Origin of the sequence: Providencia sneebia DSM 19967, assembly GCF_000314895.2 — a bacterium.
GTDB lineage: Bacteria > Pseudomonadota > Gammaproteobacteria > Enterobacterales > Enterobacteriaceae > Providencia > Providencia sneebia.
The window spans coordinates 2,958,469-2,971,979 of the sequence record NZ_CM001773.1 but is presented as its reverse complement, the minus strand read 5'-3'; the positions used below and the strand labels follow the sequence as shown (position 1 = coordinate 2,971,979).

The 13,511-nt window shown below is 39.0% G+C and carries 11 protein-coding genes and 3 pseudogenes; 6 read left to right on the top strand and 8 right to left on the bottom strand.

The genetic code is table 11. The features are described 5' to 3' along the window. Positions 1-205: 205 nt before the first annotated feature. Positions 206-592, top strand: a pseudogene (locus OO7_RS12510) (DDE-type integrase/transposase/recombinase); the annotation flags it as partial. A gap of 449 nt (positions 593-1,041) precedes the next feature. Here OO7_RS12510 and OO7_RS12500 read toward each other — a convergent pair. Next, positions 1,042-1,554, bottom strand: a pseudogene (locus OO7_RS12500) (IS5 family transposase); the annotation flags it as partial. On the opposite strand from OO7_RS12500, the gene OO7_RS16855 reads away from it, so the two are divergent. Beyond that, positions 1,520-1,675, top strand: coding sequence for a hypothetical protein (locus OO7_RS16855; RefSeq protein ID WP_156823148.1), 156 nt, complete (start codon positions 1,520-1,522; stop codon positions 1,673-1,675). The pseudogene OO7_RS12500 and the gene OO7_RS16855 sit on opposite strands and share 35 nt — an antisense overlap. Here the strand turns inward: OO7_RS16855 and OO7_RS12495 are convergent. After that, a complete protein-coding gene (locus OO7_RS12495; protein WP_043892714.1) occupies positions 1,672-3,474 on the bottom strand; it encodes a hypothetical protein in 1,803 nt (600 codons plus the stop codon). The two genes, OO7_RS16855 and OO7_RS12495, sit on opposite strands and share 4 nt — an antisense overlap. Positions 3,475-3,570: 96 nt before the next feature. Here OO7_RS12495 and OO7_RS12490 point away from each other — a divergent pair, with 96 nt between their 5' ends. From OO7_RS12490 to OO7_RS12480, 3 genes are all read left to right on the top strand, one after another. Beyond that, complete coding sequence (locus OO7_RS12490; protein WP_008916289.1) at positions 3,571-3,801, top strand: helix-turn-helix transcriptional regulator; 231 nt, start codon at positions 3,571-3,573, stop codon at positions 3,799-3,801. A 28-nt stretch (positions 3,802-3,829) separates the two neighbouring features. Continuing rightward, positions 3,830-5,323, top strand: coding sequence for a YfjI family protein (locus OO7_RS12485; RefSeq protein WP_008916288.1), 1,494 nt, complete (start codon positions 3,830-3,832; stop codon positions 5,321-5,323). A gap of 304 nt (positions 5,324-5,627) precedes the next feature. Then, the gene (locus OO7_RS12480; RefSeq protein ID WP_008916287.1) at positions 5,628-5,990 is read left to right on the top strand and encodes a YagK/YfjJ domain-containing protein; all 363 of its coding nucleotides are present in this window, start codon (positions 5,628-5,630) and stop codon (positions 5,988-5,990) included. Positions 5,991-6,076: 86 nt separating this feature from the next. On the opposite strand, the gene OO7_RS12475 is transcribed toward OO7_RS12480, so the two are convergent. The 5 genes and pseudogenes from OO7_RS12475 to OO7_RS12455 all read right to left on the bottom strand — a co-directional run bounded on the left by OO7_RS12475 (position 6,077) and on the right by OO7_RS12455 (position 12,502). Continuing rightward, the gene (locus tag OO7_RS12475; protein ID WP_008916286.1) at positions 6,077-8,275 is read right to left on the bottom strand and encodes a P-loop NTPase family protein; all 2,199 of its coding nucleotides are present in this window, start codon (positions 8,273-8,275) and stop codon (positions 6,077-6,079) included. A 293-nt stretch (positions 8,276-8,568) separates the two neighbouring features. Next, entirely contained in the window at positions 8,569-9,192 is a 624-nt protein-coding gene (locus OO7_RS12470; RefSeq protein WP_008916285.1) for a 5-methylcytosine restriction system specificity protein McrC, read from the bottom strand. Between the two features lie 65 nt (positions 9,193-9,257). After that, a pseudogene (locus OO7_RS12465) lies at positions 9,258-10,376 on the bottom strand (integrase domain-containing protein); the annotation flags it as partial. A 645-nt stretch (positions 10,377-11,021) separates the two neighbouring features. Next, entirely contained in the window at positions 11,022-11,789 is a 768-nt protein-coding gene (locus tag OO7_RS12460; RefSeq protein WP_236620651.1) for a carbonic anhydrase, read from the bottom strand. A gap of 434 nt (positions 11,790-12,223) precedes the next feature. After that, positions 12,224-12,502, bottom strand: a complete 279-nt coding sequence (locus tag OO7_RS12455; RefSeq protein WP_008916282.1) for a hypothetical protein — start codon at positions 12,500-12,502, stop codon at positions 12,224-12,226. A gap of 187 nt (positions 12,503-12,689) precedes the next feature. Between OO7_RS12455 and OO7_RS12450 the strand changes: the two genes are divergently transcribed. Further along, positions 12,690-12,950: a hypothetical protein gene (locus OO7_RS12450; protein WP_008916281.1), complete on the top strand. Its 261-nt coding sequence runs from the start codon at positions 12,690-12,692 to the stop codon at positions 12,948-12,950. Positions 12,951-13,003: 53 nt separating this feature from the next. Here the strand turns inward: OO7_RS12450 and OO7_RS12445 are convergent, their stop codons facing one another. Continuing rightward, entirely contained in the window at positions 13,004-13,456 is a 453-nt protein-coding gene (locus OO7_RS12445) for a tetratricopeptide repeat protein (RefSeq protein ID WP_008916280.1), read from the bottom strand. Positions 13,457-13,511: the final 55 nt, after the last annotated feature.

Genomic DNA, 13,511 nt, shown 5'->3' with positions numbered 1-13,511 from the left:
TAGCTATTCAAGGAGATAATATATATCTGAGATTTTTTGTAATACTGAGTTGCCCTTATTAAATATATCATGAGTCGCTTACACTAGATTATCTACATGTTCTTTCTATCAGGGATCTCTTTAGCTACCTAATTCTTTATCAAATGGAATAATCAATACTCCTGCTTGCTCAATGAAGATAGTCAGCGATGGGGGGTATACGCTTAGCCAACTAACGGGAAAAGCATTATCAATGGCTTTTGAATCAAGAGGTAAGCCAAGAAATATGCTGTTTCATTCAGATCAAGGAAGTCATTATACAAGCCGTCAATATCGCCAATTACTATGGCGTTATCAGATAAAGCAAAGTTTATCTCGACGAGGTAATTGCTGGGATAATGTGCCGATGGAGCGATTTTTTCGAAGCTTAAAGACAGAATGGGTACCTATTTTAGGTTACCGTAATTTTATAGAAGCACAGCAAGAAATAACCCGATATATCATTGGGTATTATAGTCAGATTAGACCGCATCAATATAACGGTGGCTTAACGCCCAATGAGTCAGAACGATTATATTGGAAAAGCTCTAAAACTGTGACCAAATTTTATTGACCACTACATATGAACCTTCATACTATTATGTTGGAGGTTCGATATGTTCAAAAAACAATTTTATCAAGTTAAAGCACTATCAGAAGTGTCATCGCAATTGGGTACAGATATCCTACACTATCATGAAAAATTATTGATTAGCGATTAGTAACACTTGCTACGCGTAGCAAGTGTTACATAGAAATTAGCTAGAGATAGTAAATTTTTACTTATCTTTTTTAGATGATCTTTTTCTGCGAGTCTTTCTTTTGCAATTAGTAATGCACCACGCACTAATTCTAGTTTTTCAATCCCTTTTACCGATATAGATACGAAAGAAATGATATTAGATAGATCTTCGCCATAGGACCTTAAGTGTTTACATAAGTAATCGAGACAGCCCATACAATTATATAAGTTGGCTCCTTCTAAAATTCCTATCAAATTACCATTTATTTCATGCTTATAACCTATTCCAAAAGGATTTTATTCCAGACAATGATACCACAGGCAAAATGCAGCATCGCCTCATAATTCTCGACCTTCTTCTCCCAACGAGTCAGGACACGACGGTAGCGATTCATCCAACTGTGTGTTCTCTCTACAACCCAGCGGTGGGCCTTAAAATCCGTGTTTTTGATGGCTTCTGATTCATCCTTCCGTGACTGAATATGAGGTTCATCGCGACGACTTCTCAGATACGTTCCTAACCATTCCGCTTCATACCCTTTGTCCATGCTCAACCGTAGCCTCTTGCCGGGTCTGCCCGTCTGGAGGGCATCGAGCGTATCCGCAACCAGCTTTATGTCGTGCGTATTTGCTCCGGCGACAACCAGTGCAAGCGGAAGCCCGTTCCCGTCAGTCATCAGACTGCGCTTTACGCCCCGTTTCCCCGGGGTCTGTTGGGTTCTTGCCTGTTTTTTTGAGCCTGCCAGCGGTGATTTGCTCATGCAGCCATCCATTGACAACCATGACCAATCAATAGGTAGTGCTATTTTTTCCCAGAGTTCATCGCTGAGCCATCATCTGCTAACTGTCATATTTTCACCTTCAGAAATTACCCGTTATGACATTCTGACAATCCCTTCTGGAGTTAGTTCTTAGTTATCTAGGACAGCACTTTTTTTCTTTTGTTTATTTTCATATAATATATTTTCAGCTATATGTAATGCTTTACGTAAATTGTTGATTTCTTTTTCTGGCTTGCTTATAAAAAGACGAATATTTTCAAACTCCTCTCCTGGAGCTTGAAGGTAGTCATATAGAATTGAAAGGCAGCCTATACAGTTGTACAATGAACAATCATTAAGAATGTTTATTAGATTTTTATTAAGATTTGAATACGTATATATTTTTTTCTCTATGATTTTTTTTGCGATAACATCATCTTTAATATTGAAATTTAGAACGTGTTTAATTAATTTTTCAAGTAATTTATCAAGGTGATTCAGACTTCCATTGATTGCGTGAGGGAAAACTTCATCAAATTTATAATTTTTCTCATCGGTTATTTTACTTATCATGAGGTTATATCTTGCTATTGATTGCATTAGTATAATATTATTTGGGTTTTTTATAATGGGATTTTCCCTGATTTTATTGTTTTCAATGTGGTAAGCAATGGGGTAGTATTTTATATAAATGCTATTGGTGATTAAAATTGAATTAATCAAAGGAATTAAAGAACCATTTCTTATCGTTTTTTTCTTTAATTTTATTTGTAAAGCCAAATCAATAGTTGAAATGGCTGAGTTTAAAAAACCTAAGGGTAGGTTTTTTTTATTTATATTTTTAATAAAATTAAAGGCAGCATCGATTTTTTCATCTTGTAATAATAGTATTATGTCTATAAATGTTAAGTATGGTTTCAATATATTATTTTTGTCGTATTTATTGAGATGTCTTTTGAGTAGGTTAAAATAAGATTTTGAATATGGCACAAGATAATCTAAATTAAATGTAAAACGCTCTATTTCGTAAATAATATCTTTGACAATAGGATTATTCAATATAGGAATATCTAAATAACTAATAATGCTATTAATGACTTCAGTTGAGTTTTTATCGACAATTTCGTCCTCAATTCCTAATATAATTAAGTGATTTTTCCCATCATACAAATAATTGTTTAACTTTGATATTGGTTCATATTCTTTTATTTCTTTTTTTATGATTTTTTCATAGTTATTATAAACGAAATCAAGTAAATTGGTTTCTTTTTGAAATAATAGCAATGTATTTATTGAGGTGTAGGCTACTCTAAGGAGATCAAATTTATAACTTTTTTTATATCCCATCAAGTTGGCGATTGAGAGGCATTGATCTATTGCTGTATTAATTGATGCTGTTCTCTGTTTAGAGCTTTTTCTAATATTATCAATTAATGAAATTATTGAGCTGAGATCAATGGAGGGCTCAAAGTTCAGCGACTTTATGTATTTTTTTAAATATTTTTTTGCATTCTGATATATTAATTCTTCATTATTTTTATTGTATTTTTCGCTAAGTAAAAATTTACGTATGTGATAATAAAAATTGAATGGATCTTCTTTTCTATAGCCACGAAGTGTTATATGTATATCTAATGCTATAACTGCAGGTATTACAATTTCAGTAAAACGTATCATTATCTCTTTTGCATTTAAAGTCGATACTAGATTAGTACTGACAAATTTATTGTATAGCTGTTCATATTTGTAAAACAAGACTAATCTGATTTGTTTGTCTAGGCTTTCTTGATTGTCGATCGTATCAATTATTTCATCTAAAGCTTTCGCAAAAAACATTTGGTGAGATGAAAAATTGGAATGATTACGTAAATCTCTTCTATTCGTGTTTTTTTTAAACAGTCCAAGTATTTCATAAACTTTATACAGCATTTCAGCAAATGTGTGTGTAGGCACTTTCATCTCCTTTTGGTCTCCATTTTACTACGGGATATTTTCTCATTGTTTATGGCAAAGTCTAGTTAAGTCATCGGATCAACAAAGGAAAATGAGATGTCCAACCAAAAAGAAACTAGAAATCAGACAAATTCACCATTACGTATTTTACGTATGACTGAGTTAACCGTTATTCTGGGGATATCCAGATCCAGTATTTATGAAAAATTAAACCCTCGCTCGAAGTATTACGATGAGGATTTTCCTAAACCGATTAAGCTGGGGATATCATCAGTTGGATGGCTATACAGCGAGATCGAAAAATGGGTTGCTTCACGTGAAGTTTAATTGTCTATCAAATTAAGGAGCAAGAAAAATGTCAAATGGCAATCCAGAACTATGTTTGCAGTTGAAATTTTTACCTGAATTTTTTCAGCAGTTGATCGGGCACATACACGCTCAAACAGGGGCTAGCACAGATATTATTTTACCTACCCTATTAGGAGTTATGGGTATGGGATGTCACGATAACTTTGATGTTCAACCTATCCAAGGGATTCGCTATCCCACTTCACTTTATACGCTTGTGCTCGCCAAGTCGGGCAGTAAAAAGACGACGGTATTCAGAATGTTGATAGCACCGGTTATTCAGTGGGAAGAAGCACAAAAAAGAGAATATGGTTCAGCACAGGCGGAGTATCAACGGCATGAGGCTATTTGGAAAATAGAGCTAAAAGCTCATGAGAAACATTATCAAAAAATGTTTAAGGATAACGGTGATGTGGCTGAGGCTCGTCGTCAGTTAGATGAATGCCTACAACAAGCGCCTGTTAAGCCGGTTCAAAGGCGTTTAATTATCAATGATCCCACCAGCGAGGCATTAACTCGGGAATTAGGGCAAGGGTATCCAGTGTTAACACTGGCCTCAGATGAAGCAGGGGCTTTGTTTGACGGCAATCTATTTCATAAAATTTCGTTATTAAATTCACTCTGGTGTGGAGAGAGTATTTCGGTGAGCCGTGTTTCACGCGACAGCGACTTTATTTCAGATGCCCGTTTTAGCATCTTGTTAATGTTACAGCCGGAATTGTTTAATCATTATTTGAGGAAAAAAGGCACGAAGTTTCGATATTCTGGTGGGCTAGCCCGTTTTTTATTCGTGGATTTGAACAATTCATTAACTAGGTTGGATGACCTGAACACTTTACGATTAGACGCGCATGCATTTGATGCCTTCTCTTCCGTTTTGATCGCGCACTTAGACAAGTCTGCATTGCGAAGAGAGTATGGTGGTGAACGTCAGTGTATCACATTAACGGTGGAGGCACAAAAATACTGGTATGAACAGCAGCGAATCATATCAGATTGTATAAAGCAGGACACGGCATTTTCACATTATGAGGATTTTATTGCGCGCTATATGGAACATGCGTCGAGAATTGCGGCAGTGATGCAGGTTTTTATGACACCGAATTCAACGCTGATCACAAAAGAAACCTTGAATGCGGCATTTTATATCACACAGTGGTATCTCAATCACTTTATCGCTAAAACTGATGAAACGAGGGAGCCTAGTGATGCTGAAAAACTCCTGTTATGGTTGGAGGAGCATCTTGTCAGTAATAAATCTTATGATTTTAGGCGAAATGATATCATTAAAAATGGCCCTTATTCACTGAGACGCTCTGACCGTTTGCGGCCTGCATTAGAAAAACTACAGCAGGAAGCTAAAGTTCAATTATTCGAAAAAAATGGGATTAACTATGTCAAGTTTACGGGGGCAAGAATGACACCTGAAGAGCTAGCCGAACGATTGAATATTCCGTTGAGTAGCAGAGGAGTATTCATACTCAATAACTCACCAAGATAAGGATAACTTCAGAGTTATTTTTAATAATATCAGTGAGTAGAATTATATCACCAAGCGAGGTTTATTGCGGCTTTGGGGAGGGGGGAGTCTGTCTTTTATTAAATGGAATGATGTCGGTATAGGTAATATATATCATCTTACTAAATACAATACTAATTTATAATAATAACACCTATCAATCAACAAAGCAATGTTTATTTAATCACCGTACCTATTGTGTCTATAACTTATAGTGTTATGGATGCGATAGGTACTTAAACACGAATACAGATATCGCTATTTCTATGATAGTAAGGTAATAAAAATGTCATCTTATGCATTAACTAAAACAGAATTGGATCAACTGATAACTATCGCGAGTGATCGCTATGATTCCTCGATATCGTATTATATCCTTCGTCGATTACTGGCAGTGGTTGAGAATACACTAGAACACCATAACCGAGTATTTGCAATCCGAGTTGATTTACGATTCGCTCAGGATAGTAGTCCTGATGCCCCAGATATGCCTATATGTTTTCAACGCACGGATGAACGAGCCATTACCCGTTTTATCGAGTCACTAAAAAGCCAACTGAGAGCAGCACATCATCGTACGGGGCGTTCAGGTACACCAGCACTCCCTTATTATGCTTGGGTAAGAGAACGTCATGACTTAAGCTCTTAATCAGCCGATCGTAGGCGCGAAAAGCCCACTCTAACTGCCGTGACTCTAACTGCTGCCAATAATTTATAACCTTCCAGGACGTCATCTCACTCACCGTGGTTGGTTATTAACACTTGTAGACCCGAAGCCGATGGACCCAGCTCAGAACGCAGGTCGCTGATAAGGGTATTCACATCGGCAATGGCTTTGGCGAGCCGATCCTTGCGCATCAGTATTTCGTCCATGTGATAACGCGTACGTAACGTTTCGCTAATCCGCTTACGTGCCGCATTCATCGTATCATCGAACTGACTGCGTAAATGCTCAATATGGTGATCATGAACGCTGGCAAGCATGGTGTGTGCCTGAGAGCTCGCTTTTTTCTCGAAGGTGCGCATTCGTGTTACCGCAGACACGGTCACGTAGGCCGCCGCCACAACGGCGGTTACCGCAACGGCAGCAGGATGCATTATCACTGGTGCGGGGGGAAGGGGTGAACCCGTTTGGTCAATAGAAGATTGATCCTGGCCAAAGAGCGCGCCAAGGATATCGGAATCACCGTCGCTGACAATGTCAATCGCCAGCACTGCCGCCAGTGATTTTATTGCGGTCTTGCCAAGATCAACTCCTGCGTTGAGGGTTTGAACCCCTTCTGCAGCGACGTTACCTGCGGATGTCTCACCATCGTACTGCTCAAGTGTGACGTAAGGTCGCAGCTCTTTGCAAATTTCAGGCATGGCGTACACAAGGCGAGTGTACTCCAGCGAGAGCACTGGGATCAATTCCACGCTTTTCCTGAGCTGTTTATTCATCACCGTGGTATTTTGCCCATTCGATGTGGCACCATGATTTAACAACATTTTGATATTACTTATTTTTTCTGCATCCAGCTGTTCGTGCTGTATAGGCTGCCCGGCGCTATTCATATAGCCAAGTGTTATCAGCTTCTCTAGCTTTGGTGATGCAAGCAAGTTTGGGCGATTGTTGCCGTTTGGCATGGGCTTGAGTTTTGCCGCCGTCAATTGTTGCAAGCTGTTCACATAGTCATTGAAGAAACCAGCTGATGCGTCCTCCCATGAATCCTGAACCAGTTTCTGTAATTTGCCTTTTGTTTCACTGGTGGTATCAAATGCATTCGATATCCAGTTGGCAAATCCCTCATGGTCCTTGACCAGCCTGCGGTCCATGTTAACCTTCGCCGCTTCAAAGGTTTTAGCGATACACGCTTTCACCTTTTTGGTGTGCTCTTCTCTTAGTTCCTGTACGGCGTCGTCAAACACTTCTAGTACTTCCGCCAGAACCTGACAGCCATCATCCTGGCTACCTTTATCACTGTGGTAATATAGACGTGACTGAGTACGGATCATATTCATGACGCGGGGCAGATCCTTACTGACAATCCCAGCAAGGTGGGTTAACTGGAGATAACGGTTGGTTTGTCCGGAAAAGTTAAGGTCATTAATGGCTCGGCACAGGTGCGGCATCCATTCTGTTATGTATTCCGGATCGTCGGTGCCGGTTAAAATAATATTGTTATCCGTATATTCGGCAGCGACATTGAAGGTTTCAGCCGCGCTTTTTCTTAATTCAGCTTGCCGTTGTGGATTATGGCGATACGCTTCTGTCTTGGAGATGACAATATAAGGTTTACAGTCCTTAAGCTCTTTTTCCAGCATATCTTTGACGATTTCGAGCTGCTGCTGGTTTGCCAGTCGAGTTTCGTCGGTTACGATGATACAACCGCCTGCCGCGATCATTGCCTGACGCATTAGTTCTTGCCATTCACGATTTTCACGCTCTTGTTTTTCATAGCCAGGCAGCAGTAACCAGGCCTGATTATTGCGTGTAAAATAACGCTGCGGTACTTTCAATACTGGCAGTAAATCCCCCGCATCAGGATCGCAGACCGCTCGCTGAAACTCGTTGACGTCGACGCTGATATCCTCTAGTGTCAAATCATTTCCAGTTTCGACTAGGCGGCGGACATAACCCTGAGGTACTTCAGTCTTAGAACTCTCGAGGATTAAGACTGGCATTTTCTCGCCGCGTCCTTCATTGCTACGTAACCAGCCGCTGCAGTCTTGATGCAGGCCATACAGGCTCGCCATCAGAGTCGTTTTACCCGCTCCTTGCGAGCCCCCTATAGCCACAATCCAGGTATCGGCGAGCACTTCAGCAAGCAGCAGTCGTCGCATGACTTCAAGTAATTTTTCATCAAGCTCTTCGCCGTCAAGTGCGGAACAGGCCCCACGTAAACGACGCAAAGTATTATTCAGCGCCTTGAGCTGGATTTCCGGTGATTTCATTGGTATTTGTTATCCTCAGAAGGTCTTAAAATTGTAAAACCTAATTATAACAGGCTCTATCGAGGTAGGCTTGTGAAGATTAAGGGAAATTTTACGTACCCAGGAGACCAATTGGAAAACGAAAATTATCCTATGTTAAGTCTGTTTTTTGAGTAGACATGAGTTAACGGGGGGATTTTGAGTGAAAAACGGGCGAGCTCCTAGGATATGTCAATATATGGGCAGGATGATATACCGCAGCGCGTTATGTGATGATTAAGTTTGGATAACAGCTAAGTGACTGCAATAGTAGATTATATTGCAGTCATTGCTTTATGAAGTGGTAAGTTATCAGCCGTGACTCCTGCACAGTTATGGGCTAATTTTAGTAATTGTTTTTTAATTGTTTTAGCATCTACCGCCATATCTACTGTAGCAAAATGGATTTTATGTCCCTGAGTGGTAACATACTCATTGAGCATATAGCCAACAGCTGGATGAAGAAGAAGGCCTGCGGCATTAAGTGAAAGTGGGTCCGCCTTGCTTTCCTGTGTTCTAAGGTAGGTATATAATTGATAAATATAGTTATTACGTAGCGATTGTTCCCGATACCAGCCCTTTGTCAAGATCGCATTAAACTTGGTATCGATAATAATGCGCTGCTGGGCCATCTTGTGCTCTAGAATAATGTCTGACTTCATCGTCGGAAAAATCGCTGCGCTGCCCGCACTCTGACCACTAATCGCCCATTTCAGCTCTTTCCCTGCAGAGATCCGCCAGGTTGTTTTGGCCAGGTGTACACGATAAAATCCCGCAATACCTTTTTCAAACAACCTTCTCATCCAGTAAAGATTATCTGAGGGGGCGGGTAAAAGATGTCGCCCACGATCTTCGGTTGGCATCAGCAGTTCAAAAGATAATTTTGCGGCATCGACCATCGGTTTATCTGCGGCGTCATGACGCCCGAAACGCCACACCGAGGGAAGTTCTCTATTGTCAGGATATAGGCGCGTCTAACTTCGTTTTTATCAACGTGGGCGAGGGCTGCTTCAATCACATCAGGTGGGAAACCGTGCTCATTGAGAGCGGTACTAGCAATTGAGCGTAGGCCGTGAGAAACCAATACGCCACCAAACCCGGCGCGTTTTAATGCAGCATTGACAGTTTGGCTATTCATTGGCTGAGTAGGCTTGATACGGCTAGGAAAGATAAACTCACGGTTACCACTGAGTGGTTTCATGAGCTCTAAAATAGCTAAAGCAGCATCAGACAATGGAACTGTGTGCTCACGGTTCATTTTCATTCTAACAGCAGGTATCTTCCATTCCTTAGTCTCAAAGTTGATTTCATCCCAACGGGTTTCAGCGGCTTCAGCAGGGCGCGAGATGGTGAGTAGCTGCCACATGAACAGGCATCGAGTAGATAGGCTAATACTAGCTGTACGCATTGTCTGCATGAGCTTTGGTAGCTGATCAGGGGGAATACTTGGCATATTCTTTTTCTTAGGCTTTTCAAAAGCTTTGCCAATATTGATACTAGGTACAGCATCAATTAAGCCAGTATTTTGAGCATAGATCATCACTTCGTTGATACGCTGACATAGGCGACGAACCGTTTCTAGCGCACCTCTAGCTTGAACCGGTTGTATTGCTTGGACCAATATATGGGCTTTGATATCGGTAACACTGATATCACCTATAGCGGGAAAGACATCTCGTTCAAGTGAGCGCCAAATATCATTACCGTAATCTTCGGTTACGGTGGACTTCTTTACTTCCCACCAACGTTCAGCGACAAGTTGGAAGGTATTGGTTTTAGCCTCTTGAGAGTTTCTTATTTGATCTCTTTGATATTCTTGAGGGTCAATATCTTTTGCCAGTAATGAGCGAGACTCTGCTCTAAGTTTTCTAGCATCTGAAAGGGTGACAGCAGGGTAGGCCCCAAAACTTTGTTTGGTCCTTTGTTTTGTATACGGGCGGTAGTAACGGAATTGCCATAACTTGCTTCCGCTAGATTTGATTAGCAGTGTGAGTCCATCACCATCATACAGCTGATAGTCCTTGTCCTGCGGTTTAGCTGCTTTGATTTCGGTATCGGTTAATGGCTTAGTTTTTCTTGCCATGAAAAATCTCCATGCGTTTAGGCCCAACAAAGATGTTAGTTCTTTTCGTTGGGCCTATCAATGGGCCTAAAAGAATTAGCTTGGGTGGGATAAAATAGGACAGTTTAGGACATAAAAAAGCCCGCAACTCATTGAGTTAGCGGGCTTTTCAGTCTTCTTTGGACGTCCTTAGAAGATAATTTGGTGGAGCTGGCTTGAAGCTCCTCCCCAATATAACTGTTTGATTCTTCTATCTATGTCAATGAAGTTAATGGCACAATAGTGTGGCACAGTCGGTTTATGACTGCAAGAATGGGGTACTGAGGCTTGCAGTGAGTTAAACTCCTTCTTGAGGAGCTGAATTAAAAGCTGTGATATTTTATTCAATTCATTATCTTGGATAGTAGACTTTAAGTTTTTTAAATTCAGTGATGATTAGACTATTTTTTATATGTTGAATTAATATTAATACTTTTCATTTTATAGTAATTGAAGTGTTTTAATTTGGAATTCAAATTTATATATCTATGATGTAAGATACTTTCATCATGAACGTTCAGGCGTGGCTACTTAAGTTTCAATAGTAGGGAGAGTGAATGGTGCTAATTAAAAATTAACACCATTATCGTATGCTATAGAATAGCAATTGTTTTTAAGTATATAAAACTAGTTTACAATTACTCTACCGTGCAAAGGTTGTATTGGTCTGTTGTTTGGGTGACCTAAAGCTTTTTGAAATTTCTCTATTTGTTCTTTTGACGCTTTTATTGGTTGTTTCATTACTAACCATACAACGCCTTCAGTGCAGGGCGGTGTTGTCAAAGATCCACTAAAGCGGTAATAGTTTTTATCTTCTGGATAAAGAGGCGTTAAATCAATCGTTGTACTTAACTCTTTTTCTTTATTTTTTTCTTTTGGAATACTTTTTAATATTTGTTCTATAGCTGGGTTAGTATCACCTTCTTCTAACATAATAGCTAATACAGCAATACTTCCATCTTCTTTTGAATGCACAAAATGTAATTCTAGTGGATATTGCTTGCTTTGTATTTCATTTTCGCTTGGACTATGAAAATGGAATTGTTTTAATTGATAAGTTGAACCATCAATAGAAAAATCATCATCATCATTAACATTTATTTGTATGGAGTGCCCATTGTTAATGATTTTTTGTGCATGCGTATGAATATTTATCTTTAAAGGCTCTAATTTTCCATCAATTACATTTTCAATATTAATTGGTGACTGATTGAAGCCGCTTTCACAAACTTTAAATTCCTCACTTAATTTTCCCCAATTCTCAGGGGCTCCACTTCCTTCATAAGTCCATAGAGAATTTGCATGTGACGAAAAAGTTAATGCAACTAAAACACACAGTATAGATTTATTATAAGTCATTTGGTAATAACTCGAACAGTCAATTGGAGATTTCAAATTACACCTTGTTGAATCAATATTGTATTAGGATTTATCTTAAAAACTAATGGTGCCACGTATTAAATAAGTTAAATTTCATTATCCACTCCAACATTGAGTAAAGTGTTTGTAATTTAGTCAGTTAGTCGGAAGGAGGTTACTCTTCTGGTAACATTCGTTGAGTAGTTAATGGTAGATATTAAATCCGGTTTGATTGTACATAACTTGATTGTTACTTTCTTAATCAAGAGATTTTATATTGTATTGGTTATCAATAATGTTTCAAATTGTTTTTCCGGAGAAAGAGTTTGAAAATAGGCTGTAGATATTTTAATCATCAGCCTATAGATGTTTTGTGACAGTATTGCCTTGGAGGACTTTTTGAGTTCAACCCCTATAAGGGAACTGAACTTATCGTGAAGGAAAACGGACAGTGGGCTGCTTGTTGTTTGTTATGAATTCATCACCATGATTTTGATATTGGCTATGTCTTCATTGGTTAACACATTTTGCTGCTTTAGCTTAGCAATTTCAGCAAGAAATGTCAGGTGATCGCCATCTATGCTCTTACCCGTGATACTTTTGATTAACTCGCCTTTCTGATGGTTAAATTCTTCTTCACTCAACATGTCAGCATTCCTTAGTGAGGTCAGCTTTGTTAGTGTTGATATGAACTCTTCTGGAACAAACAACCTTTCTTTGTCTTTATACTTTTCTGTGAGGTAAATCATGCTAATAGAACCGATGATAGAAGCAATTATGACATAGATGCCTGTTGCTCAATGGTAGAGTTTGCTGAGTCATACAGTTATAACCGCTTGGAGATGAAAAGGAATCCAAAAATACTACATGTGGTTATTTACATGATGCTTATAATACAATATATTGAAAATTGACTTAAACTTAAAGGAGTAAGAAATGACAGTCAATAAGAAGCAAAGTTCGAAGCAGTTAGCTTCTCAAGCCGCTAAAACTATTCAAAGCAAAAATGCATCCCAAATCCAAAAAACCTTAGCGGCTTCAGTTCTTTCGCAATCAAGTAGCTCGAAGCAAACAGGGGCAGATATGGAAACTATTGCATCTAATGTGTTAAAAAGCACAAAGTATAGTGACGAAACTAAAAATTTTGCGGCATCTGTGTTATCACAGGCAAATAAAGAACGTACTAGTAAAAAATAAACTATTTAGTGTATGCAAGCCCATCAGATTTGGGCTTGCTATTATGTGTGGAGTTATTTGGAATCAGCTTTTTGCTTCCAGTAAAGTTGTCTACTATCGTCAACATCATACGTGCCATCAGCGTTTTCTTTTGTTATGACTAGTAGCATTGATTCGCCAAGGTAGTGTTGTGATGGCTTATCCCCTAAGTTTGCGGCTTCTTCTAACAATTTGATAGCTTTTTCAGTATTCTGTTCAACAAGGTATCCTCTCTCATGCATTATTCCTAATATTCTTAATGCGTCTAATTGCTTACGTTGAGCATTTGACTGTAGCTGTGCTAAATCTTTACAACTATAAATGCCGGGATCGAAATCAACACCTTCATTCTCTAAGTCTTGTTGTGACGGAAAGGTAATGTTGCAGCTCTTTGTGTCAGAAGATTGATTTGAAGCAATGGCACTTTGGCAACTGATACTAACGGTCACAAACAATAATGTGGTTGATACTATACTTTTAAAGTTCATAAATAATTCCAATAGTGGTTTTTATTTTATGTAGCCATAAGTAATCCTTAAGGCT

Excerpts from the sequence above, each read along its gene's own strand:
- OO7_RS12485 (WP_008916288.1), top strand. The coding sequence starts at position 3,830 with ATGTCAAATGGCAATCCAGAACTATGTTTGCAGTTGAAATTTTTACCT.
- OO7_RS12480 (WP_008916287.1), top strand. The coding sequence starts at position 5,628 with ATGTCATCTTATGCATTAACTAAAACAGAATTGGATCAACTGATAACT.
- OO7_RS12470 (WP_008916285.1), bottom strand. The coding sequence starts at position 9,192 with ATGGTCGATGCCGCAAAATTATCTTTTGAACTGCTGATGCCAACCGAA.
- OO7_RS12445 (WP_008916280.1), bottom strand. The coding sequence starts at position 13,456 with ATGAACTTTAAAAGTATAGTATCAACCACATTATTGTTTGTGACCGTT.
- OO7_RS12450 (WP_008916281.1), top strand. The coding sequence starts at position 12,690 with ATGACAGTCAATAAGAAGCAAAGTTCGAAGCAGTTAGCTTCTCAAGCC.
- OO7_RS12475 (WP_008916286.1), bottom strand. The coding sequence starts at position 8,275 with ATGAAATCACCGGAAATCCAGCTCAAGGCGCTGAATAATACTTTGCGT.
- OO7_RS16855 (WP_156823148.1), top strand. The coding sequence starts at position 1,520 with ATGCAGCCATCCATTGACAACCATGACCAATCAATAGGTAGTGCTATT.
- OO7_RS12455 (WP_008916282.1), bottom strand. The coding sequence starts at position 12,502 with ATGATTTACCTCACAGAAAAGTATAAAGACAAAGAAAGGTTGTTTGTT.
- OO7_RS12490 (WP_008916289.1), top strand. The coding sequence starts at position 3,571 with ATGTCCAACCAAAAAGAAACTAGAAATCAGACAAATTCACCATTACGT.